Raw genomic sequence first — 26,089 nt, 5'->3', positions numbered from 1 at the left:
CCGGGTGACGAGCGACAGGGTCATCGGCAGCCAAGACACCGATTGGAATGCGCTGCGGATCGGTGTTAGCGCCGAGACCATATTGCTCGATCGATGGCGCGCCAGCGCCGATGTTGCCTACGTCGCTTGGACGAATTTCCAGGGTCGGGACTATCATCTGCTGCGCGATGAGACGATGTTCACCGATCAGCGTGGGAGTGGCGGTGCCGGGGTCCAAATAGAAGGCGTCTTGTCGTACTTCCTTACCAACAACTTTAGCATCGGCGTCGGCGGCCGTTATTGGAGCATGTGGACTTCAAGATTTGGCCGGGAGAGCGTGAACAGCATTGCCAACGGGGATATGCGTGCCAAATTTAGCATGGAACGCTGGGGCACTTTCTTCCAGGCCTCCTACAAGCTTGAGTGAGGATGCTCGTTCGCGAGCCCGCCTGCCCTGCAGTCCTGCGACTCAGTCGACCCCGCTGCCTCGGCGACGGTAGACAAACCGGAGCTTGGAAGGCTGTAGATTGCACCTCGCAGCCGATGTGACACGTGCGCGCCGCCTCAGGATCCGCATCTGGCGGCAGTTTGGTCGGCACGCGCGATCATTACACAGATCTTGCCGGAACGGAGGAAGGGTATTGCCATCGATCGAACAGCGGTGTTCGTTGGACAAGCACTACCCGGCGGCAAACAATACCTGAAACGCGCACAATCAATCCTCCCAACTCCACACCGGGAAAGCGCGGCCAATGACAGCCGACGCGAGCAGAATTCCAAAGTATCGAGGGTCTAAGGAGTCGCTAGACTGCCGGTTCATTCGAAAGAGTTGGCCCTCGCTTATGAGGCGGCCGCACTCCCATCTAACAATAAGCTGCCCCGTCCGTCGCGCTGTCTCGATGTCATCGATCGAGATTGTGTGCCCATTTCTGCGGACGCTCCGCCTAGGAAGCGCCAGGAACTCCTTGAGCTACAGAAGAATTTCGCTCACTTCCGCGAGTCGCTTGCCTTTGCTGCCGCGGCGGCAGATTGCACGCGCTTGCCGGCGGTTGTCTGCCAGTCGGCCCCGTGGAGCCGCATCATCTCGCGGTAGGCGCGCTCGATGAAAACCCACTCTATAGCGAGTCTTGCAAGAAATGCGGCTACCAGCGCAAGTCCGCACGCCACATAGCTATTGATGAAGTCGAAAAAAAGGTTGCTGCCGGCGATCATCAAGAACGTGAGCAGCATAGCCACGTTGCGAAAAGAGTTGAGCATCCAGTCCCCCGCCTGAATGGCGGCCACTATAGTAGCACTGCAGTCATGACGATTATCGGCGTTAATCGGCCAATATGCGCCGGAATTTGTCCTATTTGAGCTGCAGTCGGATGTCCGACGTTCAGCTCGGGTTCACATCTCCGAGGCTGTACACGCATCGGAGGCCCACAAGGAAGCTGTGGTATGCATGCTATTGCAGTTCAACTACGGGCGCATCGGCTCTAGATGAAGCCCAACTTGTCCTTGCCCACCGCCGTCGCGACCTTGACAGGGTTCTCCAACACAGACCGGATGTACTCGTGCATCCCTTCGCAAATCTGCTCTATGTCCTGCTTGTCGAATTCGAGCGGGATGCTTCGTACTGCTCGCGGGCTATCGCCTATCCTGATCGTTATGGCGTTCCCGATCATCTCGAACTCCAGAACGACGCGAGGCCAGAACTTTCCTTCGTCCTTCGTATGTGGGATTCCGACAGCGACACCCATCTGGATGGGAGCCAAGGTCAGCGTGCCTTCATGGTAGGTGCTGAACTCCGCATCCCTGTAGTCGCCTGCGTCGGTTCGATACTCCCCCGTAGGCGGAACACCCCATACTTGTGATCCTTCACCTAGATAGATCGGCAGATGTTGAACAACAGCATCGCCAAGCGCGTGGATGGTTTGGAAGTTCTTGACCGTCATGTCACTGTACAGGGACATCGCATCCTGCAAGACCTTCATTCGTTCGCTCAGCGCCATTCGCCCCTCCAATGCGGGTTCTCGGTAACGTGGTTCGTTTAGCCGAAGCAAAGTGATTCCGTCTCCAGCCATCTGTGGGCTTGGCTATGGAACCTTCGCGCGAGCCTCGGTCGCTAGATTGTGCGCGAACGCAAATACATTCGAGGCTAGGCCTTCAAAGGTACCGCCACCAAGCACGGCCAGAAGTTCCACACACGCTCCTGGACTGCTGTCGTCGGGCGGAGGCCGCCCGTATAGCGCTGCTTCTATAATGTCCTGAGATCGTTTCTGTTGCGTCGTCGGCGGTCGAGTTTTGGCCCACTCATCTGCGTGCCGAAAGCCATTCGCGCCAGCTTCAATGATCGCCCCAACGGAATGACCGTTGAAGAACGGCCTCACCGTGGTCCATTGCTCTTTCCCTTGGATATCGTCCTTAAGGCGAAGAAGTACGGTGCTTAGCATCAGCATCAGCGAACCGGCATAGATACCCGCGCCGAAGACCGCTGCAGCCTGTCGATCCAGCACATCGTGCAAGGCTTCGCCAAACGCGCTAGAAGGCATCCCATGCCCACGCATCATTTCCTCATGCACGTTATCCCCCACGGCGTTTAGGGCGTCATCAAGCGCGTTGCGCTGGGACAGCATACCGCCCATGGTCGCAAACAGGTAGCGAAGGTGGGGCTCGCTGTAACGCCACATCTGCACGAGCCGGAATAAACCGTTGTAGGCGATGTCCCCATGTTGAATATCGCCATCCCTGGTCATAACGAGGTCACCAGTACTGTGCAGCGACCAATCACCTATCTCCTTCAGGATGTCAGGTTGTAGGCATTAACAACATCGTCGTAGGGAGTGATGCGCGCTTCAGGAGGCTGCGCGGTCATGTCTATCATTCCAAGGCATCCACAGGCTATGAACCAGAACCGCCCCGCCAAAACTCAAATGCTTGCTGCAAGCTTATCGATAAACCATGTTCCCATCGGAAGGAAGGTCCCGCGGCGGTGGCATAGCGAACCGGACGCACGAAGCAGATTGACCGCAATTCAAGGCGCGCTCCGCTGACGGTTGCGGGACACGACGAGGAGACGAGACCGAATTTGTTCTGCCTCATCAAGCTGCCCAAGCAGCCGCGTTCATAAATCCGGCCGGAACGGAGGAATGGTACTGACATCGATAGGACGGCGGATGAATGTCCAGGAGGCTGGCAGAGCAAAGTCATTCTTCCTCTGTCCAAACGGGTAGCGCTTGTCCAATGACGGCAGATGCCGGAATTGGCCCAAAGTAACGGCCATCGAACGAGTCGGCCGAATTCCAGTTCATGAGAAAGACTTCGTCCGCCCCTACCACACGGCACCCAATCCAGACCGGCAATGGTCGACCGCGCCCATCGCGCTCCTGCGCCTGCCCCATCTCTATGCCGTCGACGGATATGACGCGACCATTTCTGCAGACGGTTTGCCCAGGCAGTGCCAGGACGCGCTTGAGCATGGGAACACCGATTGGCAGATAGCCATTCAGGTCCAGGAAGCTCGCAAGCGGCTCGGGCGGCCGAACGGCGACGAGCTCAGTGACCGTCAATCGCCGCGCCGGTTGCAGGCGATAGAGGCCGATCGGAACGCTCGCCGAGGCGTTCCAGATGTATGACGGCGGCGTGTCTCCGACCGGGGAGAGCGCGAGAGCTGTCGATCCGCACATAGCAAGGATGATCGTCAGCCGTCCCATCAAAGACCTCGTCTTCTGCGGAGGAGCCATGCCTGATGGCGCGCGCGGGTGTAGGGTCGCGGGGTTTCGTTGACAGAGAGACGGTTGTGAACGTGATGCCAGTAATCGGGCGCTGCATCGGCAGGATTGATATCAAGGGCTTCCACGGCATCGACGAATTGCAGAACGCGCTCGACCTTCTGCCACCCGGACAATCGCAGCAGGCTCTCACCGCCCGGACTGACGCAAGGGACGGTTGAGTATCGCTGGCCTGCGGCGACGGCGCGCAAAATATCGACGCGAGACAGGACGGTTCCGAAGTCATTGGATGTCCAGCGCACGAACGCAAAAATGCTGCCGCTCGCGAAGGAAAGAACGCGACGCTGGCCATCGATGATCTTCTCGGAGACGGGCTGGCCGAACCGAATCCGGTTCTCAATACGCCCTTCGAGCCACAAGAGCTCCACCGTTGTGAGATCGCTCACCTGGAGGCTCCGCAAACGCTGAAAGATCTTGCCGATCGGGCGAGGCAAGATCGCCCGGAAAGAGGAGAAAGTAGAGGCCGCTGACCGCGCGCGAACTGACACCCGCCATGACGAGAGGTTTTTCCGTCCGACATGGATCAGCGTCGCTCCTTGCCCGCATACGGAATGGGCGCGTGGCGCTTGGCAGGCAGGACGGTGCCGACACCAGGGTCGGACGTCGATTTCTTTTTGCCAAGTTTGGCCCACGCGATCAGGTCCGCGACTGAATAGACGACGCGTCCGCCGATCTTGTGATATTCCGGACCGGTGCCGTATGTTCGATGTTTCTCCAATGTACGACCAGACAAACTCAAGAAGCGTGCCGCTTCGGATGTACGCAGGTATCGCGGCGGCGAATCCGCCTTCGGATCGGACATGTGAGAAGCTCCGTCGTCGTCTCGAGCGCGACCGAGTATTGTCGCGAGTCGACGGACACGATGGCGGAGTAGGAGCGCTTGGGGGGATGCCGAAGATGCGGAGGTGATTTTCGGCCCCCCTACTCTAGTCCTTGCGGGATGGCGGGCGGAGCAACGCTTGATAGCCGCCGCGGATCAAGGCCAAGCCAGCCTGGACGAGGCGGATCGTCCGGCTGCGCAACTCGTGAGTCTTCCAGGCGCGCTCAGAAATGCGTATTCGGCCGAACAGCACTTCCGCGATGACCCGGTAGGATGCTCCGCTCCTATGGCCATCGAGCGCCCGCAGGACAAGCCTCAGCCGCTCGCGCCGCTGTGGCGAGAACGGTTGGAACGGCGGGCCTGGCGGCCGGCCGTTGATTGCGTGCCATAATCGATACGAGGCGTGGACTCGGGCCTCAAAATCCGCATCAAGCGGCAGTTCGATTGCATAGCACGTAGCGCACTGCGGTTCCTCTCTGAACCACAGATGATGTTGCACTCCGTCAATGCGCAATACGGCATGCCAGCCGTCGCTCGCCTGTCTGATATCGCCTGACGCAAGATCGGCAAGAACCAGAGTTAAAGCAGCGCTGTCCGAGCCGGAAGCTCGAGCGACAGGTAGCACCGATGGCAAGGCCTCGGGTGCCCAGAAGATCGTCTGCTGATGAAAGGACCCTTGCGGGTCATGAGCGAAAGCAGACGCCCCATCTCCTCCGAAATTCAGGCGTCGCTTGTCCGTCTTTCGACAAAGCATCCCGGTAGTCTGCTTGATAGGCGGGACTGCGACGGAGGCATTCCCAAGCGAAATCGGTGATGTCTCCAGCCTTCGCCCGCTGGTAGGTCTCCGGTGAGCGCCAGTCGAAATCAGACACTGCTGTGATTCCCTCCGTTAACAACGATTGCGGCTCAATGTCTATAAAGCCGCCGGTTGTGAGGGTAGTCAGCAATTGTGCATCACGTGATCCAGATATCCGATCACGTTGCTTCCGATAGAAATCTATTCTCAATTAAAAGGCGTAGGCGACACATTCTCCCTACTTGGGAGGGGCGCCACGGAGCAGGTGGCGATACCCATGGTCTGCCATCCACTTCGCCCGCGCCAAATGACTGTCAAATGCAGCCCGGGCGCGTTCAGGTTCGCGATCCGGATCGATATGCAACACGATCCGAGCAACCTCTTCCCAGAAGGCGCCGTCAGCTTCAGCGTCGAGGAGACGCCAATAGGTCACCAGATGCTGCTCGTCATAAGTCGTCAGCACCGATTCACTCGGCGCGACATCAGCTACGTCTGGATCTGACGCCGGCTTTTTCATGTAGGCTACGCGTGGATTTCGCTAATCTGCAGATGAAGGAAGTTACCGCAATAGTTCGGTTATAGCCAGTGGTTTGATGGCCCGCCGAATGGCTGCTTTAGCGCATGAAGGCTCGTGCGCTTGTGGCTTGGAATGTGCGGCGGATCCGCGTCGATCATGGTGTTCCACAAGAGCAACTGGCTTACGACGCCGGGATTGACCGCTCATATATGAGTGGCCTTGAGCGGCAAGCAGAGAATCCGACAATCGATCTCCTCGACCGACTGGCGGAGACACTGGGCGTCCATTTATCAGAATTTTTTGTTCAGCCGCCGAAAGGAGCGACGACGCCCAAACCTTTGCCGAAAGGTCGTAAGCCGGTGCATCCACGCCGTCAGAAGAAGTAGCGAGCTGCTTTGGCACTTGGGAAGGAATGGCACGGGAAAACACTTCAGCTCGATCCTTCAAATGAGCACGGACGACGGTAGCGTTGCTCAAATCCCAGCACCGGCGGAAGAATGAGCCGGAGATGGCATTCGATCGGGCGTATCAACAACGAGGCAGCCACTCGCCGCTCGCGACACGCAGGTGCAAAGCTTGCCATTGGTCGCCCGCTCCTCACTGCTGAAGAACACGTCCCGATGATCGACCCGGGCCGACGTCTCCAGGATAGGCAGGACGCACAGGCCACATTCTCCGCGCCGGCAACCGAAGATCATGTCGACGCCGGCATCTTCAAGTGCCTCCAGCATCGACCGGTTGGCGGGGACGTCGATTTCCAGGCCTAGTCGGGGAATCCTGATCGTGAAGGGCGCATCTGCAAAGCTGCCGGCATTGCCAAACGTCTCGTAGCGCAGGAGCGCCGCGGGCCTGCCCCCTTCGCGCCAGAGGCGCTTGGCTGTGTCTAACATGCCGAAAGGGCCGCACACATAGAGCTCGCCACGCCGGTCGAGTTGGGCGATCTCGCCGGCAAGATCGATGCGCTGTCCCTCTTCACTAACGAAGAGCTGAAGCCGTTCACCGATGTGGCTGGCAAGCTCGTCCGCGAACGCCAGGTCGCGTCGGCTGCGCGCGGCGTAGAGCAGACGAAAATTCGCGTCTGCCTGCTTCAGCGCCAGGGCCATCGTGTAGATCGGCGTGATTCCAATACCACCGGCGATCAGCAAATATTCTGGCCGGCCGTAGCTTAGTTCGAAGTTGTTGCGCGGCTGCGAGATCGTGAGCTGTTCACTCGTCTTGAGGCGCCACATGCCCAAAGATCCGCCTCGGCTAGATGCGAGGCGCTTGACCGCGATGCGATAGAGCCCGTCCGCGCAAGATCCGACCAACGAATAGCTGCGAAACCGCAACCGGCCGTCGATGGGAGCGAGAACGTCGATGTGGCTGCCCGGCGTTGCCTTGGCGAGCGGGCGCTCCGGCGCGATCTCGAAGAGACGGACGTCAGGCGTAAGCTCGCGCGTGGCGTGAAGGCGTGCGCTAAACCATTCGATCGGCTTGGCCATGACTTCAGCTCACTCGGCGGCAAGGTTTGCCATCACACGGGCATGTTCGTCGGTCAGCATCCGGTCGATCAACCGTCGTGCCCAGAGCGCGCCCGCGTCGATGTTGAGATCGTAGAAGGGCGAACGCGGGTACTTGTCGATGGCGGCCTGCTGCGCTTCCAGGACCCGATGATCCTGATCGTAGACGCCTGCCCCGCCATTGACGTGAGCGAGTTGGAGCTCTCTCGTGAGCTGCGCATCGTTTGTGCGATAGTTTCGGACGAAGTTCCAGAAATAGTGGCAGGTCGCCTCGGTCTCGGGGGTAATCGCCGCCAGGAACGCCCCGTTGACGCCATGCGAGCGATCGCCTTGCGGCGCGCCTGTATTTGTCAACGCCACGCCGACATCGCCGACGACGACCGATGGCGCTCGGAACGTCACGATCTGCCAGCGATCGACACGGCCTGGCTGGCCGAGCTGGCGCGCCCAGAAGGGCGGCGGCTCGATGTCGATCATCCAGCGCGTCATCGTCGCCGTGTCGCCGGTATGGGTCACCTCGAAAGGCGCGGCCGTGATCGCCTCGTCGCCGATGCTGCCGGCGTGCACGTAGGTCTCGTGCGTGAGGTCCATGAGATTGTCGATCACCAGGCGATAGTTGCATTTCAGCTGATAGAACGTCCCGCCCTCGCCGACCCATTGCGTACCGTCGTTCCAGTGAAAATCCGGAATCTTGGCAGGGTCTGCCAGTGCTGGATCGCCCGGCCACAGCCAGACCAGGCGATGCCGCTCGGCGACGGGATAGGCGCGGACGCAGGCCGACGGATTGATGGTCTTCTGCGCCGGCATGTAGGAGCAGCGTCCGGCCGAATTGAAGACCAGCCCGTGATAGCCGCACATGACCTCGTCACCCCTGAGATGCCCGAGCGACAACGGCAACAGCCGGTGCCAGCAGGCATCCTCCAGCGCGGAAACGACGTCATCAGTGCGGCGGTACAGCACAACGTTCTTGCCGCAGATGGTACGCGCCGAAAGCTCGCGCCCGATCTCGTGGCACCATGCGGCTGCGTACCAGGCGTTAAGCGGAAAAGAAGTTGGTGCGTTCATGGGGAGCTTATCTCCATCGCCTGGTCGATCGTCGCAGACTTGCCGTCTTGCCTCCCATTTTCGAGCAGATTGCATTGGCAATGCTTATCGGACAATTGGACAGAGCTGATATTCGCTATCTACATTTTCGATCTGGTGTTGCAGCTTTTACGCGGGGGATCTGAAGAGATGGCAAAGGATTGGGATCCGTTCGCGATTGATTTTGCCGCGATCCGGATTCTGCGCCTTGTGTCGGAACTTGGCTCGTTTTCGAAGGCTGCCGAGGCGCTCGGCACCAATCAATCGACGATCAGCTACGCGATGGACCGGCTGCGCGCCGCGTTCCATGACAAGCTGTTCGTGCGCCAGCGCGGCGGCATCGCGCCGACGCCACGTTGCGCCGAGATCGTCGCCTGTGCCGGCCGTCTGCTCGAAGCCTTCGAAGGTCTCGTGCAGCCTGTGGATTTCGATCCGGCAAGCGCATCGGGGCGGGTTACGATCGCCTGCAACTATTACGAACGATCGATCATTCTGCCGCGCGCCATTGCCGAGGTCAGGCGGCGGGCGCCACGACTGGTCCTAGATATCAGGACGGCGGGCGCCGAGGGCGTCGCGCACCTCAAACGGGGCGAAGCCGATCTGCTCCTTGGCCCCTATGATGTGCGGGAGGAGAGCTTCTATCATCGTCATCTCTTGGACGATCACTATGTGTGCGTGATGCACAAAAGCCATTTACTTGCCGGCAGGCGGCTGCGCGTCGATGACTATGTCAAAGCAAGTCACGCGGTCGTCACCTATGGCGGCATCTGGCGGTCAGGCTATCTCAGAGGGCTCGATGAACGCGGCCTCTCGCTCAACCAGGTGGTCGCAATACCGAGCATCTCCGATCTTGCGCACATTCTCCCCGGCACGGATCTGGTGTCGACGGTGCCAAGCCGCATCGCACCAAACATCGCCAAATCCGTCGTGGCCAGAGCGTGTCCGTTTCCGGAGCCGTTTCAAATCGGCATGACCTGGACGTCTCGGACGCATCATTCCGCCGCTCATCGCTGGCTGCGGCAACTTATGGCCGCCCTTGCCGTCACGCTGCCGTACAAGGCGGCTCCCGCCGCAGCGCCCGGGCGCAAGCGGGGCAGCGCCAAGGCCAGAGCGTGACTCTCCCGCCGGCGGCACAGGGGGGGTCGGATCCTTCCCGGACTTCCTTGATCTCGTGAGCTTTATCTATCCGGCGGCTTGCCGACAGCCCCTCACCATGGGTCAGCCTCGGGCAAGCCGCTGGGACGAGGCCGCTTCGCCGGTTGCGGTCGGACGAGTTCAGGTCGTCGGGCTGTGCCGATGGGAAGGAGCGGACCCCAGTGGCTCACTTTGCTCGCGACTGGAGCAGAAGCGCCCCGCCCGAGTGATCGGGCGGGGCGCTGCGGAGCGACGCTTACTCGCCATTCCTGCGCGGCCGCGACCAGAGCAGGGTGTAGCCCTCGCCGCCTTCATCGTCGAACAGGTTGGCGTAGATCGGCGCGGTGAAGGAGGGATCGTCGAGCTTGAGCGAGAGGTAATCGCGGCCCTCTTCCGAGCGCTTCGACCAGGCCGCCCCGATCTCGGCCCGGCCCACATAGACGCGGTAGCTCGGAGCGTTGTCGCTGGTGCGGTTGGTCTCGGCGACGATGCGGACGCCCCTTGCTTGCAGGCTCAGGGTGATGATCTCGCCCTGAAAATCGCTTCCGACCTTCTTGAAAGAACCGATGTTAGCCATGTCACTTCTCCTGTTGTGTTTCGAGCCCGCGACCACCGCGGCCTCGATGGCGATGGACAGGCCGAGGACGATCGGCGACGCACCCGCTTCAAGGGCCGGAGCGCAGCGGAGGACGCCGTTGTGGCGACTTTCTTGCCTCGCGAGGAATGGGCGTAAGCCCAGGGGAAGAAAGTCGCATCAACGGCGTTGCGGCTCAGACGATCGAGGCGAAGCCGGTCTTCGGCCAGATCAAGCCATCAAAGAGGCCACGTGCGTCCGCGTGCTGAACCGCAATCTCGGGAGAAGACTTGGCGAATCTCGGTTGAGCTGCACAAGAGGTCGGAATGCTTGGGCGCAGAAAGCGAAACGATCTGCCGCAAAGGGCGGTATCGTCCACGAAAGAACGATCAAGAGCGGCGGACCGCACCACCAAGCCATGTGGACCAGACTGGAATGGGCGCCGCTGGCTCGAAGCACTCCGAAGAGGCGGCGGCTACTTCTCGCAGTCACCGTGAGGCCGTGTTCAACTTGTTCAACCTGCCGAACTTTCCCGAACCTGTTTGACGAGGAAGGCGAGGACGGATCGCCTACGATCTATTCGTCACGTGAATGGATTACTTAAAAAGAATCGATTTTGCCGATTTTGTCTGAAGGTCCATAAGTCATTCCCGTTCGTAGGAGGAGTATCCAGGAATGTCGTGCGAATCGATTCTCTCTTCAGTCAGTTACTGGCCAGTTTGACCAGCTCTAGCGCGTGCTGGATCGCCAGACCTCTTCGTCGACCCTAATGCGCTCGGGTCTTGACCTAGATGTACGATAGGCGATGAAATGCGAGTCCTCGTGGTTGATCGTGATGCGGCTTTTGCGCGCGCTGTAAAGGAAGCCCTACTGGTTCGCGGCTTTGCCGTTGATCTGATCCAAACTCTTGACGAAGCGGAGACTGCTCTAGGTTGCGCGAGCTATCACATACTCTTGCTGGAATTAATTTTGCCGGATGGAAATGGCTTGGACTGCCTGAAGCAGTTGAGGCGCGAGGGATGTTCGATGCCGGCCATGATGATGAGCAGCCTGAACGATGTCGCCACGCGGATTGCGATCTTCAACGGTGGTGCGGACGACTTCCTGCCTAAGCCGGTGTCTATGGATGAGCTGATCGCTCGCATGCGCGCCATTTTGCGGCGATCGACGCAAATGACGGCACCGGTCGTTACCTTCGGCAATCTACATTTCGATCCTATCGGCCGGCAAGTCTCAGTTGGCGGCCGACCATTAAGGATTGCGCGCCGCGAAGTCTGCATTCTTGAACATCTGCTCAGCCGAGCAGGCCGCACCGTGCCGCGAGTGTCACTCGAGGAAGGCCTCTATGCGTTTGACGCCGAAGTCTCGACTAACGCCTTAGAGGTCGGGATCTATCGCTTACGCGCACATTTGAGCCAGTCGGGTGCGACACTACGGATCAAAACCGCTCGCGGCGTAGGCTACGCGCTTGAACTAACGAGCGCAGCATCCGCTGCTTAACCGGTCACACTTCAAAACGAAGCAGCTAACTTGAAATTCACCCGTAGCCGTAGCATTGACAGACGCTCGGGCGCCGTCACGTCCGACATTCTGCTCCGCATTCTATATGCCCTGTGCACCGTCGCTCTTGTATTTCCTCTCACTGCCGCAGCTCAGATAAAGCGTGACGCCAGTCAGGGGGCGCCGCGCGCGACTCCTGGCAGCCTTAACGGAACTTTGAATCTTACCTCCTCTCAGGGCAAGACCGTTCATCTCCCGGCGGCGGCGGCCAGCATCTTTGTTGCCGACCCGACGATCGCCGACTATCAGGCGCCGTCGAATACGACCATCTTCGTCTTCGGAAAAAAGTCGGGACGGACCAGCTTGTTCGCTTTGAACGACAATGGCGAGGCGTTAGCCGAGCTTCGTGTTGTCGTTACCCAACCTGTCGAGGATCTACGTGCCGCGCTGAAGGCCGAGATCGGGGACTATCCGATCCAAGTCACCTATACGCCACGCGGCGCCATTCTTAGCGGGACAGCGCCCAACGCCGAAGTCGTCGATCACGCCAAGACGATCACCGAGCAATTTCTCGGCGCGGGCGCGCTGGTCGTCAACAAGATCCAGGTGGCCGGCTCATTACAGGTTAATCTGAGCGTGCGGGTGGCCGAGGTCTCGCGGACCGCCATGAAGGAGCTTGGTATCAGCCTCTCTGCCTCGGGTCAAAACGGTGCTGTCGTTTTTGGGTTTAACAGTGGCAAAGCTGGTGGTTCCGGCGCGAGTGGCGGCGGCGGGACGGCAAGTATTGGATTTGGCGTTAACGCGGCGAACGTCAGTGCTGTTCTTGACGCACTCGCCAACGAGCACCTCGCGTCAGTACTGGCTGAACCAAATCTTACCGCCATGTCAGGCGAATCAGCAAGTTTTCTGGCAGGCGGCGAATTTCCAATTCCGGTTATGCAGGACAATCGGCAAGTCTCTGTCCAATTCCGTCAATTCGGAATCAGCTTGGAGTTCGTCCCGACCGTTCTCAGTAACAATCAGATCAATATCCGCGTGAAGCCCGAGGTCAGCGAGCTATCGAAAGAAGGTCAAGTCAACGTCAACGGAATGTCTCTACCTGGTCTTTCCACGCGTCGTGCCAGTACTGTCGTCGAGCTTGCCAGCGGTCAAAGCTTTGCAATTGGAGGGCTCATCGGGCGCAATTTCAACACTGACATTAGCACGTTTCCTGGGTTGGCCGATGTGCCGATCCTAGGTGCGCTGTTTCGCTCCTCCTCATTTCAGAAGCAGGAGACGGAGTTGGTCATTGTTGTCACTCCATACATCGTGCGACCGGCATCGACCGCCGGCAAGATGAGCGCGCCCACTGACAGAATCCGACCGCCCTCAGACGCGGGGCGCACTTTGACGAACACGCTGGCAAGTTCGCCGCAAAGCCGCAGCTCTCCGCGCAAGCCTGACCCAGGCGGGACAGAGGGAACCGGCTTTATCATCGAATGAGGACCACGAATGACCTTTCGACATCTGTGCCCCTTGATCGCTATTGCGGCAAGTGTAGTAGGATGCACAAATAGTGCTCCGATCTATTCTGGGCCAGCTGAACAAGTGGTCAAAGTGGAGCAGAAGACCAGTGTGTTGCTACTACAGAGCCTTCGTCGGACCGAGACGTATCGTCTTCGGGATTTCATCGCGTATGCAAGTCACGGTCGGCGGGATGCACTCCATCTGAAAGTCTCCGGCTCACCCCGGCTCATGGCGCAGGTGGCCCATGAGGCCCGTGCGATGGGCGTTGCCCCCTACAATATACGTCTGTTCGCTTTCTCAGCCGGTCTACCTGCGCATTTCGGGGTTCGCATCGAGGCGATTGTCTACGAAGCACGTCCTCCCCTCTGTCCATCCGTTCCGATCGTTGGCCCTTCAGTAGACGACAATTCCTTCAATCCAACGCTTGGCTGCTCGATCCGAAATAATCTCGCAGCGATGGTCAACGATCCCCTCGACTTGGTGGGCAATAACGCTGTCATGCCAACCAGCGGTGATCGTGCGGTGCTTCCCCTTAGCGCACGCGGCAGCCTCCCGCCGGCCGGCAAAAGCAACTTGCAAGATGATGCTCACAAGCCAGAAACCCAATGAGGGGGACATGAAGCCCGAGCAGTGCTAGCCCATAAAACTGCCCAATGACGATGCCGCGGAGCGAACGAGCCGCAATAGGAGCTACGTTTCGTCCCCCTTTTCAGAGCCCGGCGCTTGCATATCCGAGTTCCGCGAGTTTGGTCTGTTGACTAAATGGCCTGAACGAAGCCACTTTTGCGCGCGGAGCTAGGCCAAGCCCGCGGCGAAGACTGCCTTTGCAACCCTCTCGAAATACTCGATCGGAACGGCCTTCCCCATCGTAGCCTTTCGGATCAGTTGCCGCGCCAAAATGGGATCTTCGACAATGCTCAGATGCAGCCCGCGCGCTCGGTCAAGCAACCGTGAAGCACGCTCGCCCTCGCCGCGACACACTAATACAGGCACTCCAGCTTCGCCACGAACGTAACGCAGCCCAGCCAACAGTGCAGGTCCCGTTACGACCAATGTGGCACGGTGTATGCCGACCGGCGACTCTTGCGCCGACTCCCGGCGGAGACGACGGTGTTCACGCTTTATCTGCGGATTTCCTTGCTGTTCCTTAGACTCGCGCTTCGCCTCGCTCTGTGTCATGCGCATGTCACGCAAGAATAGCCACCGCTGGATTAGCAGATCGATGAAGCCGCCGATCAGAAACGCGCCAGCGGCAATCTCGACCAGAACTTTTATCTCCTTGAAGATGAACCCAAAACAACCCAAACCGCAGAGGGGCAAGTATACCAGTGCCCTCCAACTTGCGACTGCCGTGGAAAGAAGGGTCGCGCCGAGCACGAACACTTTGATCAGCGACTTACCAAGCTCGAGAAGCGATCTCTGCGAGAGAATTCGCTTCAGCCCTTTGGTGGGATTCAATTTGTCAAAACTTGGCTTCAGCGGCTCCAGGGAAAACGTCAGCCCACCGGTAGCCAAGAAACTGGCCAGAATGGCTGCAGCCACGGCCGCTCCGATGATTGGCATCAGGGTTGCCATCGAAAGTTCGATCAATCCGACCACCGCCTGCTGGACTGCACCGTTGAATGGCTGCCCCTGCAGGTTGTCGATGAGCCGTACAGCTTCATGCCACGCGTCTTGGATCGAGCTCGCTCGGAGGCACAGACAGCCAAGACCGGCGCATATGCAGAGCGCGCTCACAAAATCGGCGCTGCGAGGAATCTGCCCTTTCTTACGCGCATCCCGTAGCTTCTTGGGAGTTGGCAGAAGCTTTTTCTCTTCGCTCGAATCGTTCATCTCAAGAACTTCTCGAGCCACTCCAGCACGGCACGGAACTGGATGATCTCCGCTCCCATGTACTCAATGAGGAAGACGGTGTAGCTGACCATGATGATTCCAAAGGCGACATTCTTGATGGTCGGCGAGAGATCGTTCAGCTTGATTTGCGGCGCAAAGCGCCCGAGCAAGATAAGGCATACGTCAATCAGGACCAGTAGAGCCAGCACGGGCCCAGAGACCAGCAAAGTCGTATGCATGATATGATCGAGAAGGGCTAATAATTGCAATGCCCCTTGCGGGCTCACCTTAGGCAGTACCCGATAGACAGGCCAGATCAGGTAGCTGTCATAGAGGCATGTGACCATTGTCTGCAGGCCGCCAGATACGACGAAGATCGTAACTGCAGCCGTCCCGAGAAAAAGGCCTGTGGCCGAGACTTGGCTGCGTGTCGCAGGATCGTCTACCTGGGTTGAAACACCCCGCTGGGTGTCGATGATGTCACCAATTGCCTGGATGCTCCATAGGGGCGTACTCAGTAGGAAGCCGAACAGCAGGCCGATGAACATCTCCTTGAGGCCAAGGAGCGGGAGGGCGACCATACGGGTACCCGGATGTAGCGTCTGCAGGCCGTCCTTGATATGCGCCAGGCATGGCAGCCCGATCACGATCGCTAAGCTTGCGCGAATCATCCCGCTAATGCGCGGCCACTTAAATACGGGGAGCACCAACATAATGCCTAGGGCCCGGGCCGAACCAAGGCCTGCTGCAACGACGAACTCGATAGCAGCCTCGATCAGAGTTTGCGTGTCGGTGGGTGACAAGCCATCCATTTGAGGTGCTACTTGCTCGCTTAGGTCAATTCAGCCGGCTGCGCTGGCCGTCCGGTGATGTTTGACGTCGAACGGGCTGAGGACAATCGGTAGGTTCATTGCCATGACTGGTCAACACGAGCATCGACCAAACTGCGCCCCTGCGGCGGGGACCGACGCTCTCTATACTCACATGCTACTGAGCCGCACTCGGAACACTCTGCGAATTATCTGTTGCAATCGATCGATCCGGCCAGACACTCAGCGGTCGCCTTCCAGACACTATTAATTCGCAGCGAGGGTGGGGAACTCGGCGAAGATACGCTGGGCTTGTTCGATAAGCGGGGCGCTCAGGACCGGAGAAAACACAACGAGCACGCCGACAACGACAAGAAGCTTCACGGTAAGGGGCAACGTTTGGTCCTGGAGCTGCGTTGCGGCCTGGATGATGCCAATTCCCAGTCCGGCCACGAGAGTGGCGACGAGCGGCGGCAGAACCCAGATCATGAAGATAACGAGCGATCGGCTCAAGTGAGTGAGGATACTGGCTTCATCCATGTTAACCTCCTGGCGTTGCGTAGCTTAGGACCAACCCGTGCATGAGTCGCGACCAGCCGTCGATGGTGACGAACAGAAAGAGCTTGAAAGGAACAGATATCAGTGTTGGCGACACCATTGACATGCCCATGGCCATCAAGATCGTCGTCACAATCAGATCGATCGTGATGAATGGAAGATAAAGCAGAAAGCCGATTTCGAAGCCACGCTTAAGCTCAGAGATCACAAAGGACGGTACAAGGATCGCAACGTCATCAGCGGTTGCTTTTGCGCGCATGTCCTCCGACCAGACACGTTCAGCGGATGACAGGAAAAACGTGCGCTGCTCCTCATTGGTGAATTTTTTCAGATGGGCGCGCAGCGGCTCGCTCGCCTCCTTGGCTGCTGTCACCCAGTCGTCTAGAGTTTGGTAGTGAAGTTGTGGATCGGTAACGCGGTTATAGATCCCCTCTAACAGTGGAGCACTAATGAAGACGGTAAGAATCAGTGCAGCGCCATACAGAACGATGTTCGGGGGTATGGACTGTGTCCCCAGCGCGTTACGCACTAGGAAGAGAACAACGGAAACCTTTATGAACGCGGTCGTGGTGACAACCGCGAACGCCAGTAGACCTAAGCCGACGGTTACCGAAATAAGCGCGAGGATGCTTGGTTGAATGTCAGTCATTGACTGCCAACTCGCCGCGTAGCCTGATGGCCAGTCCCTCAGCGACACGGACGATGTCGCCGTGGCCGATCAGCCTGCCATTCGCAACAATATCGACCGGGCCGTCGATGCGGCGGCCAAGTTCGAACACGTGGCCTTCGTTGACGCTTCTCAACGTACCCAGCGGGATAGGCCAACGGCCGCATTCGAAGACAAGCGTGATCTCGATGCTGTCGATATCGGCTTCCGAGGGGAGGATCGCTGGCTGTGCTTGCGGTCGGTTCGTCATAGGTGCGCACCTTAGTGGGTGGAATTGCTGGCGGAACGGGCCCCGCAGTATCACTCTGTCACCGGCGGCCTGCGCCGGGGCCCACAACGTTCCGGCAGTGAGAATGAGCTGGCCGCGTGCAAATGGCATGGCGTCCGGCAACAGCGCGTCGCCAGTTTGTGCTTGGCGAACTAGCGCGACGGAAACGCGCAACGAGCCAATCTCTCCGGCAAGCATAACAGGCAATTCCGGAGAAAGATTGCGCGTCTCTTGCGGCAATTGGCCAAGCAACTTGCCCAACATACAGAAGACATCCGGAACCGAACCGTTGAAAGACGAGAATAGGAACAGGCGCGCCTTGCCCGTAAGCGGTCCATAGACGATCTCGAACTCCAGATAAGGACCATGGGTCGTTGCTTGGTCAATACGGAGAAGTTGCAAATCCCGGGCTAGCAGGTTCTCTAGACGAGTGAGCCACGCGTGGAGCGCAAGTTCGACAATGAGAGAACGGGCTGGATCGGAAGGCAAAACAAGATCATTCTGCACGGTCGAAATCAGTGCCTCGACCAGAGGCCGAGACAACGACAACACAACCGTTTCGGCGCCGACGCGAAATACGCAGTCAAGCATCGACATGGCCGATGGCTGCGGTTGCCAGACCACCCGGTTCATCCGCACCGATAGCTGCTTCTCGGCAAGGCGGCTATGCATAACCATCCGCCGAGGCGCGATATCGTTGAGCCACGAGACCACCGCACGGGACAATCTTAGCGCTGGTTCGAATGGAGCAGGCTCACCCAGCATATTTGCCCGCGTCATGCTGGCGCCAGTATAAGAGGAGCAGTCATTAGATGGACTCGCCGAGCACTTGGCTGCGCGAGCAACTCTGATAGCGGAGCAAGACCTCATCCTCTGTTTCGATTTCAGCCACGAATTCCGAACGCGCAATAGTCGTGCGCTGAACATCGCACTCAATGTGCCGCCATTTCTGACTCGCCGCTGTACGCTTGGCCCAAATGGCCCGCGCCCCAAAAAGCGCCGCCGTGGACTGCTCTTGAGCGATGCGCGCCTGCTCAAGCGCCTGGCGCGCCAATGTGACCTTGGCTGTGAGCCTCTCAATGACGCGGTGGCAACGACAATCGAGTTCCGTGACAGACATCGTATCAGTCGAAGCCAGCTCTCGATAAAGTTCAGCTTCGATGCTTGCGCGGCGCTCCTGGACGCTTGCAAGATTTCTTGAAACGCGGTCCATGGCTTCGATCGCGATGCGGCGCTTCGCTTCCATGTTGGACAACTCACGGAGCGCGCTGCGCTCCCTCATGTCCCTCACAAGGCGCAGTTTCGACGCTTGAATGGGACTCAGGCGGTCAGACGCGACATCCACGTGACGGTCTCCTCAAAAGTGGACGGCTCGTCCTGCTCCTGGCGCAAGAAATTGCGCAATTCCTCGATTGAGGCGATTGCCCGGTCAGTCAGCGGATCGGAACCCGGGTTGTATTCACCGACCTTGACCAAGAACTCGGCCTCACTGTACCGCGAGAGCAGATCACGGAAGAAGGAGGCCGCCTTGCGATGTGGCACAGAGACGACCGCATCCATTACGCGACTTCGGCTCGATAGCACGTCGATCGCGGGAAAATGCTCACGCGAGGCGAGCGCGCGTGAGAGAATGATGTGGCCGTCGAGAATACCCCGCGATTCTTCGGCGATCGGATCACCCGTGCCATCACCTTCGACAAGCACGGTATAGAAGGCCGTGATCGAGCCGGTCTCGCCCATCCCGGCGCGCTCTAATAGACCAGGCAGCATCGCGAAGACGGACGGAGGAAAGCCGCGCCGCGTGGGAGGTTCTCCTGCGGCAAGGCCGATTTCGCGCATCGCGCGACTAAAGCGCGTCAACGAATCCATCACAAGAACGACGCGCAGCCCCTGATCACGAAAGTACTCGGCGAGTGCCGTCGCCATATGAGCACATTGCACGCGCTCCATCGCCGAGCGATCGGACGTCTCAACGACCGTGATCGTACGATCAATGGCATCTCCAATATGGCGCTCGATGAACTCGCGCACCTCACGGCCGCGCTCTCCTATAAGCGCAACTATAGTCACGTCGGCGGCCGCGCCTTTTACAATTTGCGACATCAGCGTCGACTTGCCGCAACCGGCGTCCCCATAGATCCCTATCCGCTGGCCTTCGCCGCACGTCAGAAGTCCATCCAGCACACGGACGCCTAGCGGAAAGGGCCGCTCGATACCACGCCGCGTCATTGGATTAGGCGCTCTGCCGCGGAGGGGGCGAGTGTGGGCCGTCTTGATTGGACCCTTGCCGTCGAGTGGACGGCCGAAGCTATCGATGACGCGCCCGAGCAAATCGGGGCCGACTGAAACTTCCTGCATTCGCCCGGTGGGGACCACCTCCGCGCGGCTAGACAACCCTGCCATATCGCCGATTGGCGTGAGTAATACCCCATCCGGCAGCAGACCGATAACCTCGGCTTCGAGCGACCGACCGCTACCGTGATCCTGCAGCAGGCAAAGCTCTCCAACACGGGCCCCTGGCAAGACGGCATGAACCAACGTGCCAATCGCCCGCGTGATCCGTCCGCGTATCGCACGCGTATTAATATGCTTTGCTGTGCACCTCAGGGATGATAACGCCGCATGCACAGCTCCTTCGCCGGCCGCATCGTCATAGCTTTCTCGATGCCTTGTCACGGTGCGCCCTCCTGAGAAGACTTACCAAGGCCGAGACGCAATTCGCGGAGCTGGGCCGAAAGTCCTAGATCGACATTGCCAAAGTCACTCCACAAGACGCACTGGTCCGTCGAGAGAGCCGGGTCCGGGTCAATTTTAACTTTCGGCCGACCATCCCTTCCATCGAACGCTGCGAACTCGCGGATCAGTGCATCGGTTTGTACAGGAGACACACGAAGACACACTTCGCCGCTGCCATATTTTTGCTCAATGGCGTGACGAACGGCCTTCAGTAGCATCTCGCCCGGATCGAACGAGCCTATCAAGTCGTTCAGGATTTCAAGGACGAGCTGGGGCAACGCCTGTTCCAGAGAGGCTTTTCGATACGCCACCTCGCAAGCGGCTCGGGCAACCAGCCGCGCCATTTCGTCCGAGCCTGTCTTGAGGCCCTCGCGATGGCCGCGCGCTCGCTCCCGCTCATAAGCTTTCGCTGCCCAGCTCCGAACCTGCCGTATATACCGCTCCGCTAGCGCGCGCGTCTGTACCGCATCGTACCAGATCCCCTGATCCGCGGCTGGTATGAGTGGACCCAACGGACGTATCTGCGGGCTTTCCGGCAATCCCGGCTCATTGGGGGTCATGCCGTCCGTGTCTCCCTGGCCAAATGGGCGATCACCAAAGACAACAGCTGACCTGCGGCCTTGTGATGCTCGGCTGCCGGCGCGTCCGCAGCGGTTCCTACAGATAAGCGGAGAAGCACGCGCCTACGGTCAAGCTCGGACGCTTCTGCGAGCCGAGCGCCAAGACAGGCATATCCGTCATGTTCGATCTGCCGCGAAAGTTGCTCCGGATCGACAATCGATTGGGTTGCCACGGCGCTGGATAAGTGTCTGATTGCGAATGCATGTGCTTCCGTACCGACATTTTCGATTAGAACGGCGAGATCACGCTTTGACACCAGCTTCACCACCGAACGAGCATGCCAAATACTGCCGGCGAGGAGTGCCGCCCGACGCGGATCATGCCCGAGCAGAACATCCCCTCCCCAGCTATTTCTGTTCGAGACCAGTTCACGGCCGAGAAGCAATTCGGCTAGTCTTTCCTGCAGCCTGGGCGCCTTCTGCAACTGCAACACTGTGGAAGGCGCCAACTGCGCATCAAGATGGGCGGCAATACGGCTCGGATGACTCAAAGCAATAAGCTCACGCAGCAGATCGGAGTGCGGGTCGAGTGAATGGTTTGGTTCCGTGGACATCATCGATACCGACACTACACTCCGCCTATGGAGCTTGGCTTTTTGCCGGCGGCTTGGTCCGCGGGCATACTCGTCGCTGTGCCGAGATTTGCCACTTTGCGCCAGGATTGACCGAGCTGGCGCGCACGTGTGCTCAGCAGCACGTAAGACAGAATGCCGAACGCGGCGCCCGCGCCTCCGACGCCGACCGCAACAACGGGAGTTGAGATGAACTTGGTTGGTTGAATCGAAGCAGCTGCCGGCGTAGACGGCAGCTCACGCTGAGCCCGCTCAACCGGCACGAAAACAACCGCCACCTTGTCGTATGACAGCCCTTCGATGCTGTTGGCGACGAGCATCTTGATCTGAGGTAGCAAGGCTGAGAGCTTCGTATTGGAATCATGTCGGATGAAGACCGAGGCCGAGGACGGGGTCGCATCTTGTCGCAAAAGGTCATTCTTCGGCAGAACAACATGAACACGTGCGGAGATAACTCCATCGATATCGCTGATCGTTCGCGACAATTCTTCGCTTAGGGCATAAACGTAGCGGGCGCGCTCCTCAACCGGGGATGCAACCAGGCCCGATCCCTTGAACACCTCGCCAAGGCTCTTGAAAGATTGACGGGGCAGGCCCTGGTCATTCAGCAGGTCGATGGAAAAGGCCAGTTGCTTTGCTTCGACCTGTATCGTGCTGGTACCAACTTTGTCGACAACCCGGACGGCATCGACACCCTTACTGAGCAGAACAGCGAGCATCTCGTTGGCTTCACGCTCCTGGACCTTGGTGTAAAGATCGGTCTTGCAACCGGCTAACGAGAGCAGAAGCGGCAATACGACCAAGCCGTAAAGCCGCCTTCTCGTCGGGACGCCGCGACCGATCTTTCTTTGCGCCAATACGATCATCACCCGCCGCTCAGCCCGCTGACATCAGTTTGTTCATAGAAGAGCCGACGGCGCTGGCGCTCTTGGAGATGAGCGAAACCAGAATGACGCCCTCATAAACATTTTGCAGATTCGCCAGCGCCGTTTCGAAATGATCCAGACCGTCCGGCCCGCCGATCGGATGCACCTCGACTTCGGGCAAGCGCAAGATGGGCTGCGCGGCCGGCCCAGGCAGAAGGTTCGGAGAACCCGGCTCGCGACCGACCTGCGAAGGAACTGCACCGGCAGCAAATGGCTTGCCTTTGTGCACTGCGGAAAGGTTCTGAAGAACGCGATCGCCAAGCGGGCCTGTGTGCGCAACGGCACGCTCAACTTCCGATACTGTCGGAGCCGCGCTTTGGGTCACCGAGGCCAGACTCTCCTGAAACTTGACCTGCGCTGACGAACAGGCGTTGGAGAGACATTCGGCGGCGTTGGTAGAGATCGGCGTAACGCCGAACATCATGGAAGAGATCATGCTCGCACGTGATGAGATTACCTGTTCGTTGCCGTGAACGCGGACCCTAGAGGGGTCAGCTGACAAAAAGCTGACGAGAGTCACGATCCAAAAACTCGCGCGCCGGTTCCAGATTGCGACGAATTCTCGGCTCCCAATTTTGGACGAATTTCGGTGCGTGTTCTCACGCGCAAACAGCCAGGAATCCTCATCGAGCCATGAGGCTGCACATCTTGAAGAACATCCTATATGTTGGAGCTTTCCTTCTCGTGGGTGTCGCCAGGGCGTCCGGCGCCGAGCTGGCGCTACCAACGAGTCCTTATAGCTATACGGTTCTTGATCAGGACCTCGCGGCCGCACTGCGGGAATTCGGCAACAACCTAAATATCCGAGTCAATGTCAGCCTCGAGGTGAAGGGACGTATTCGCGGGCGAATGCCGGATCTTGCACCGCGCGAGTTCCTCGAACATTTGACCAATCTCTACAATCTGCAGTGGTACTACGATGGGCTGGTGCTTTACGTATCCGATGCGCACGAGGCGCAGAGCCGTGTACTCGTCTTAACTCCAATCACCTTCGATGCATTTAGGTCGGCACTAGATTCACTTAACATCTCCGATGAGCGTTATGTCGTGAACGCTGCACCAGGAGATGGCGTCGTCTTCGCTTCCGGTCCGCCTCGGTTTGTCGCGCTTGTGGAGCAAACGCTGAAAGGCCTGATCGCGGAGGCGCAGGCGCGGCAACATCCTGCGACGGTCGAAAAGCCGCGCGAGTCGGCTCTGATGTTGTTTCGAGGGTCCTCGAGTATGGTCGTTCGCGAAGGACGACCGGAGACCCTTCTCCCGCCCGAGGGGGCGCGTCAAGACGGCGTGGGTCACGCGCCTCGTGCTAGCGAGCGATGAGTTGAGACCAAGGACTGTCGAGAGCTTAATGCGCTCGCCGTATCCTTGTTGCTTTTCGAAAGCAAATGCTGCCTCATCAGGTAGAGATGATCCCGGCGAGCGCGCAACGGGCCACAGATGGCTCAACCGTAACCGCGCCGAGTCGCTGAGCATACATGACAGGCAACAATGCTGAGCCGATTTCAGCATCGATGTCTTAAGAGCGATCCTTCGTCCACTCCACACCGCCGACGGTGGCAATTTGTGAGGCTGCAAAGCTGCCTCTCATCTAACGATACCGCATGGCGCTGATTGAGCACATACAGCAATAGTCTTGCTGCAACGCGCAGGCGTTGCAACGCGCTCGGGTCCCCCAACACTCCGCAGCTTTGGAGAAAGATGACTTTATGTCTCATTACGAATTCTTCTGAGCGCCGTCAGCTTCTCGAAAGCTAACGGGTCCTACCATGGCCAATGGACAATGTGCCGATAGATTGCAGCGGGACTGAGGGCTGGGACGCCCTGAGTAACTGGAAGCAAGTGATCTGAGCTCTTGGACTCTGCCCGTCAATACTATTCTTTTCATCGCGAGCTCGGGCTCGCACCACATGACGACCTGGGGTGCAACCCCTACCAGAGGACGTATTGATGTCAGTCACCAACTTATCCCTAGCCAACTCCACCACGGCTTTCTCCGGGCTTGCTCCCGCGGCGCAGGAGGTTTCGAGCTTCGAGGCGATGCTGGCGGGTTACTCCTTGAAAGACACGACCGCCGATCATTCCCCACCACCCGACTTTGGGGCGGCAGACTCGATCAAACAACTAACGGAGGGTCTCACGCAGGAGGCGTGGAATATCCTACCACCAGACCTCAGGGCTGGACTGGAGGCATCTGCGCAGGCCCCTCAGCCATCCTTTGCCGCGAGCCCGCCTGCGATTGCAGCCGCGCCAGTGCCCAGCTCAACGCTTACATGGAGCGGCGGTACCCTGACTGATACCGAGTTGCAGATTGTGTCGGTGCTGAACCGGCATAAAGACAAATGCCCGCTCGATTGGAACTCCCTTGGAGATTTGGCCAATGATCCCAGTACGCCGTCGGATCTGAAGGCGGCGGTCGAGGGACTGCAGCAGGACCCGCAGCTCTTCTATGCCATAGGGTCGCAAGGCGACGGCCACTGCGGCGGAAAGATCAAGGCGGGTGACCTCTCCGCCTTCTCCGGTCATCACTCACAAGTTGCGGCGTTCCAGGAGCAGCGGGCGCAGAGCTACCAGGACAACTACATTCCCTCGGACGGCGCCGGAAATGGCCAGCCATCGGTCATGACCGAGGCCGATGCATTGCGTGAGCTATATCGGTATTCCGATAACCTGCCCAAAAATCTTAGCCTCGCCGATTTCAAGCATATCGTCGATGGCGATGGCAAGACCGGCAAATGCCCCCCTCAGGTTCTCGCGGCCGCTCAATACTTCGTCAGCCATCCCGATGAATGGAAGCAGTTGTGTGGCGGCTCGGTAGATAAGGTCCACAAAGAGGACTTCTTGCAGGTTGCTTCATCGGCGATGACTCTCACGCAAGCCGAGCTGGATACGCTAGACACGATGAACAGGAATCAAGGCGCTTTCTTTGGAACGGGTGATCTGACCCGGGACAAGCTGGCGAGCATGGCCGATGACAAGCGTCTCGCCCCGGACGTGCGAAGGGTCGCTTCACAGCTGCTCTCAGATCCTCTCTTGTTCGGTTTGATCAACAATTCGATTACAGGCTACAAGTCCCACCACAAGTTCTTCGACTTTGGCGGGGGCCATACTGTCGATTCCGGCAACATCAGCAATAGCGACTTCACGCATTTCTTCAACAATATGTCGGCTGCAAACCGCACCGCTCACCAACGGAAGACGCATGCCGCCCAAACGACTGCCGAGCAGTCGGTTGTCGCGGACATGGTCATGGGCGCGGCAGATCAGCCCGACATCAAGTCACCCAAGAAGAACGGAGGCGTCTTCATGCACGGACTTGACGACGTGCTCAAGGTCGGCTCGAACGTACTCGACTGGGCTGCAACGGGTGTTGGTGTACTTGGTTTCATTCCAGGCTTGGGCGAATTGGCCGATCTCGCGTCAATGGCGCTCGAGAGCGAGGCGCAAGTGGCACATCTTCTGCAGACCGCGATCGCAGGCGGAAATATGAAGCAAGCACTAGAGGAAGCTGGCCTCAGTATTGCCGCGCAGGCGGTGGGCTGTATCTCCGGACCGGAGGTCAAACTAGCCATGCGCGAAGGCTTGGCGAAGCACGCAATTCAAGAAGCCGCGACGGCCGGCGTCAACTTGCCGGTCTCGGTGGCCCAGTCCTACGCGGAGATCTACTTGCAGAATCTGAATGCAAGCGTTGCGTCCGAGCACGGGCAAGCTGTAGGCGCTTACAGCTAGTCAGAGCAACGTATTCGTCTCAGGTGAGGCCTGACAAGCTAGCTAGCTTGCGGAGCTCCGGTTGGTGGTCCTCGCCCACCGCGTGTCCTGCAAGCTTGGCGGTATACTCGAGTGTTTTGCGCCCGCACCGGAGGCCCTTGTTTCGTCGGTTCGCGGCGCGCTTCTTGTTCAGCTGCATAGATCGCCCATTTCTCGG

General features: G+C 58.7%; 32 protein-coding genes. 8 read left to right on the top strand and 24 right to left on the bottom strand.

Annotated elements, in window-relative coordinates; genetic code table 11:
• Positions 1-4 precede the first annotated feature (4 nt).
• Complete coding sequence (locus tag K289_RS47875) at positions 5-406, top strand: hypothetical protein (protein WP_051310905.1); 402 nt, start codon at positions 5-7, stop codon at positions 404-406.
• A 288-nt stretch (positions 407-694) separates the two neighbouring features.
• Here the strand turns inward: K289_RS47875 and K289_RS53130 are convergent, their stop codons facing one another.
• From K289_RS53130 to K289_RS49100, 10 genes are all read right to left on the bottom strand, one after another.
• Positions 695-850, bottom strand: coding sequence for a S26 family signal peptidase (locus K289_RS53130; RefSeq protein WP_371260864.1), 156 nt, complete (start codon positions 848-850; stop codon positions 695-697).
• A gap of 116 nt (positions 851-966) precedes the next feature.
• Positions 967-1,263, bottom strand: a complete 297-nt coding sequence (locus K289_RS45450) for a hypothetical protein (protein ID WP_245284025.1) — start codon at positions 1,261-1,263, stop codon at positions 967-969.
• A gap of 194 nt (positions 1,264-1,457) precedes the next feature.
• On the bottom strand, positions 1,458-1,973 hold the full coding sequence (locus K289_RS0128765) for a hypothetical protein (RefSeq protein WP_027554664.1): 516 nt from the start codon (positions 1,971-1,973) through the stop codon (positions 1,458-1,460).
• A gap of 84 nt (positions 1,974-2,057) precedes the next feature.
• Positions 2,058-2,717 (bottom strand): hypothetical protein, encoded by a 660-nt coding sequence (locus K289_RS0128760; RefSeq protein WP_027554663.1) that lies wholly within the window; start codon positions 2,715-2,717, stop codon positions 2,058-2,060.
• Between the two features lie 450 nt (positions 2,718-3,167).
• Positions 3,168-3,674, bottom strand: coding sequence for a S26 family signal peptidase (locus K289_RS0128755; protein ID WP_035686121.1), 507 nt, complete (start codon positions 3,672-3,674; stop codon positions 3,168-3,170).
• On the bottom strand, positions 3,674-4,138 hold the full coding sequence (locus K289_RS0128750) for a DUF2840 domain-containing protein (protein ID WP_027554661.1): 465 nt from the start codon (positions 4,136-4,138) through the stop codon (positions 3,674-3,676). The genes K289_RS0128755 and K289_RS0128750 overlap by 1 nt, the downstream gene beginning before the upstream one ends.
• A 137-nt stretch (positions 4,139-4,275) precedes the next feature.
• The gene (locus K289_RS0128745) at positions 4,276-4,554 is read right to left on the bottom strand and encodes an AlpA family transcriptional regulator (protein WP_027554660.1); all 279 of its coding nucleotides are present in this window, start codon (positions 4,552-4,554) and stop codon (positions 4,276-4,278) included.
• Positions 4,555-4,678: 124 nt separating this feature from the next.
• The gene (locus tag K289_RS0128740) at positions 4,679-5,326 is read right to left on the bottom strand and encodes a DUF2285 domain-containing protein (protein WP_084788751.1); all 648 of its coding nucleotides are present in this window, start codon (positions 5,324-5,326) and stop codon (positions 4,679-4,681) included.
• Positions 5,256-5,444, bottom strand: coding sequence for a transcriptional regulator domain-containing protein (locus K289_RS52465; protein ID WP_084788762.1), 189 nt, complete (start codon positions 5,442-5,444; stop codon positions 5,256-5,258). Before K289_RS52465 ends, K289_RS0128740 begins: the two co-directional genes overlap by 71 nt.
• A gap of 162 nt (positions 5,445-5,606) precedes the next feature.
• On the bottom strand, positions 5,607-5,885 hold the full coding sequence (locus K289_RS49100) for a DNA -binding domain-containing protein (protein WP_084788750.1): 279 nt from the start codon (positions 5,883-5,885) through the stop codon (positions 5,607-5,609).
• 104 nt (positions 5,886-5,989) lie between these two features.
• On the opposite strand from K289_RS49100, the gene K289_RS49095 reads away from it, so the two are divergent.
• Positions 5,990-6,271 (top strand): helix-turn-helix domain-containing protein, encoded by a 282-nt coding sequence (locus K289_RS49095; RefSeq protein WP_084788749.1) that lies wholly within the window; start codon positions 5,990-5,992, stop codon positions 6,269-6,271.
• Between the two features lie 87 nt (positions 6,272-6,358).
• Here K289_RS49095 and K289_RS45445 read toward each other — a convergent pair whose 3' ends face one another.
• Positions 6,359-7,366 carry a PDR/VanB family oxidoreductase gene (locus K289_RS45445; RefSeq protein ID WP_051310903.1) on the bottom strand — a complete coding sequence of 336 codons (1,008 nt, stop codon included), beginning with the start codon at positions 7,364-7,366 and terminating at the stop codon, positions 6,359-6,361.
• A 9-nt stretch (positions 7,367-7,375) separates the two neighbouring features.
• Entirely contained in the window at positions 7,376-8,389 is a 1,014-nt protein-coding gene (locus K289_RS0128725) for an aromatic ring-hydroxylating dioxygenase subunit alpha (RefSeq protein WP_245284031.1), read from the bottom strand.
• Here K289_RS0128725 and K289_RS45440 point away from each other — a divergent pair.
• Complete coding sequence (locus K289_RS45440) at positions 8,288-9,583, top strand: LysR family transcriptional regulator (RefSeq protein WP_245284024.1); 1,296 nt, start codon at positions 8,288-8,290, stop codon at positions 9,581-9,583. The two genes, K289_RS0128725 and K289_RS45440, sit on opposite strands and share 102 nt — an antisense overlap.
• Positions 9,584-9,857: 274 nt before the next feature.
• Here K289_RS45440 and K289_RS0128715 read toward each other — a convergent pair whose 3' ends face one another.
• The gene (locus K289_RS0128715; RefSeq protein ID WP_027554635.1) at positions 9,858-10,178 is read right to left on the bottom strand and encodes a DUF736 domain-containing protein; all 321 of its coding nucleotides are present in this window, start codon (positions 10,176-10,178) and stop codon (positions 9,858-9,860) included.
• A gap of 807 nt (positions 10,179-10,985) precedes the next feature.
• Between K289_RS0128715 and K289_RS0128710 the strand changes: the two genes are divergently transcribed.
• Genes K289_RS0128710 through K289_RS49085 form a run of 3 tightly spaced genes read left to right on the top strand, consistent with a single transcriptional unit; the run spans position 10,986 to position 13,790 of the window.
• Complete coding sequence (locus tag K289_RS0128710) at positions 10,986-11,675, top strand: response regulator transcription factor (RefSeq protein WP_027554656.1); 690 nt, start codon at positions 10,986-10,988, stop codon at positions 11,673-11,675.
• Between the two features lie 54 nt (positions 11,676-11,729).
• Entirely contained in the window at positions 11,730-13,157 is a 1,428-nt protein-coding gene (locus tag K289_RS0128705; RefSeq protein ID WP_245284030.1) for a type II and III secretion system protein family protein, read from the top strand.
• A 9-nt stretch (positions 13,158-13,166) separates the two neighbouring features.
• Complete coding sequence (locus K289_RS49085; protein WP_084788747.1) at positions 13,167-13,790, top strand: CpaD family pilus assembly lipoprotein; 624 nt, start codon at positions 13,167-13,169, stop codon at positions 13,788-13,790.
• 186 nt (positions 13,791-13,976) lie between these two features.
• Here K289_RS49085 and K289_RS0128695 read toward each other — a convergent pair whose 3' ends face one another.
• From K289_RS0128695 to K289_RS50750, 11 genes are all read right to left on the bottom strand, one after another.
• Positions 13,977-15,014: an EscU/YscU/HrcU family type III secretion system export apparatus switch protein gene (locus K289_RS0128695; protein ID WP_027554653.1), complete on the bottom strand. Its 1,038-nt coding sequence runs from the start codon at positions 15,012-15,014 to the stop codon at positions 13,977-13,979.
• Positions 15,011-15,826, bottom strand: a complete 816-nt coding sequence (gene sctT / locus K289_RS0128690) for a type III secretion system export apparatus subunit SctT (protein ID WP_027554652.1) — start codon at positions 15,824-15,826, stop codon at positions 15,011-15,013. The genes K289_RS0128695 and sctT overlap by 4 nt, the downstream gene beginning before the upstream one ends.
• Positions 15,827-16,090: 264 nt before the next feature.
• Complete coding sequence (locus K289_RS0128685; protein WP_027554651.1) at positions 16,091-16,363, bottom strand: EscS/YscS/HrcS family type III secretion system export apparatus protein; 273 nt, start codon at positions 16,361-16,363, stop codon at positions 16,091-16,093.
• Between the two features lies 1 nt (position 16,364).
• On the bottom strand, positions 16,365-17,030 hold the full coding sequence (gene sctR / locus K289_RS0128680) for a type III secretion system export apparatus subunit SctR (RefSeq protein WP_027554650.1): 666 nt from the start codon (positions 17,028-17,030) through the stop codon (positions 16,365-16,367).
• A complete protein-coding gene (sctQ, locus tag K289_RS0128675; RefSeq protein WP_035686118.1) occupies positions 17,023-18,096 on the bottom strand; it encodes a type III secretion system cytoplasmic ring protein SctQ in 1,074 nt (357 codons plus the stop codon). Before sctQ ends, sctR begins: the two co-directional genes overlap by 8 nt.
• A 28-nt stretch (positions 18,097-18,124) precedes the next feature.
• Positions 18,125-18,562: a hypothetical protein gene (locus K289_RS0128670; RefSeq protein WP_371260862.1), complete on the bottom strand. Its 438-nt coding sequence runs from the start codon at positions 18,560-18,562 to the stop codon at positions 18,125-18,127.
• Positions 18,563-18,636: 74 nt separating this feature from the next.
• On the bottom strand, positions 18,637-19,992 hold the full coding sequence (gene sctN, locus K289_RS0128665; protein WP_027554647.1) for a type III secretion system ATPase SctN: 1,356 nt from the start codon (positions 19,990-19,992) through the stop codon (positions 18,637-18,639).
• The gene (gene sctL, locus K289_RS0128660) at positions 19,989-20,612 is read right to left on the bottom strand and encodes a type III secretion system stator protein SctL (RefSeq protein WP_027554646.1); all 624 of its coding nucleotides are present in this window, start codon (positions 20,610-20,612) and stop codon (positions 19,989-19,991) included. Before sctL ends, sctN begins: the two co-directional genes overlap by 4 nt.
• Positions 20,609-21,241: a hypothetical protein gene (locus tag K289_RS0128655; protein WP_027554645.1), complete on the bottom strand. Its 633-nt coding sequence runs from the start codon at positions 21,239-21,241 to the stop codon at positions 20,609-20,611. Before K289_RS0128655 ends, sctL begins: the two co-directional genes overlap by 4 nt.
• A complete protein-coding gene (gene sctJ, locus K289_RS0128650; protein WP_035686113.1) occupies positions 21,241-22,110 on the bottom strand; it encodes a type III secretion system inner membrane ring lipoprotein SctJ in 870 nt (289 codons plus the stop codon). Before sctJ ends, K289_RS0128655 begins: the two co-directional genes overlap by 1 nt.
• Before the next feature lie 10 nt (positions 22,111-22,120).
• A complete protein-coding gene (locus K289_RS50750) occupies positions 22,121-22,594 on the bottom strand; it encodes a nodulation protein NolB (protein WP_156918235.1) in 474 nt (157 codons plus the stop codon).
• 209 nt (positions 22,595-22,803) lie between these two features.
• Here K289_RS50750 and K289_RS0128640 point away from each other — a divergent pair, with 209 nt between their 5' ends.
• Together K289_RS0128640 and K289_RS0128635 are read left to right on the top strand one after the other, a co-directional pair.
• On the top strand, positions 22,804-23,487 hold the full coding sequence (locus tag K289_RS0128640; RefSeq protein WP_156918234.1) for a secretin N-terminal domain-containing protein: 684 nt from the start codon (positions 22,804-22,806) through the stop codon (positions 23,485-23,487).
• A 627-nt stretch (positions 23,488-24,114) separates the two neighbouring features.
• Complete coding sequence (locus tag K289_RS0128635; protein ID WP_027554641.1) at positions 24,115-25,893, top strand: HrpF/NolX family T3SS translocon protein; 1,779 nt, start codon at positions 24,115-24,117, stop codon at positions 25,891-25,893.
• Positions 25,894-26,089: the final 196 nt, after the last annotated feature.

Origin of the sequence: Bradyrhizobium sp. Cp5.3, from assembly GCF_000426265.1 — a bacterium.
GTDB lineage: Bacteria > Pseudomonadota > Alphaproteobacteria > Rhizobiales > Xanthobacteraceae > Bradyrhizobium > Bradyrhizobium neotropicale.
This window is presented reverse-complemented; position numbering and strand designations above follow the sequence as displayed.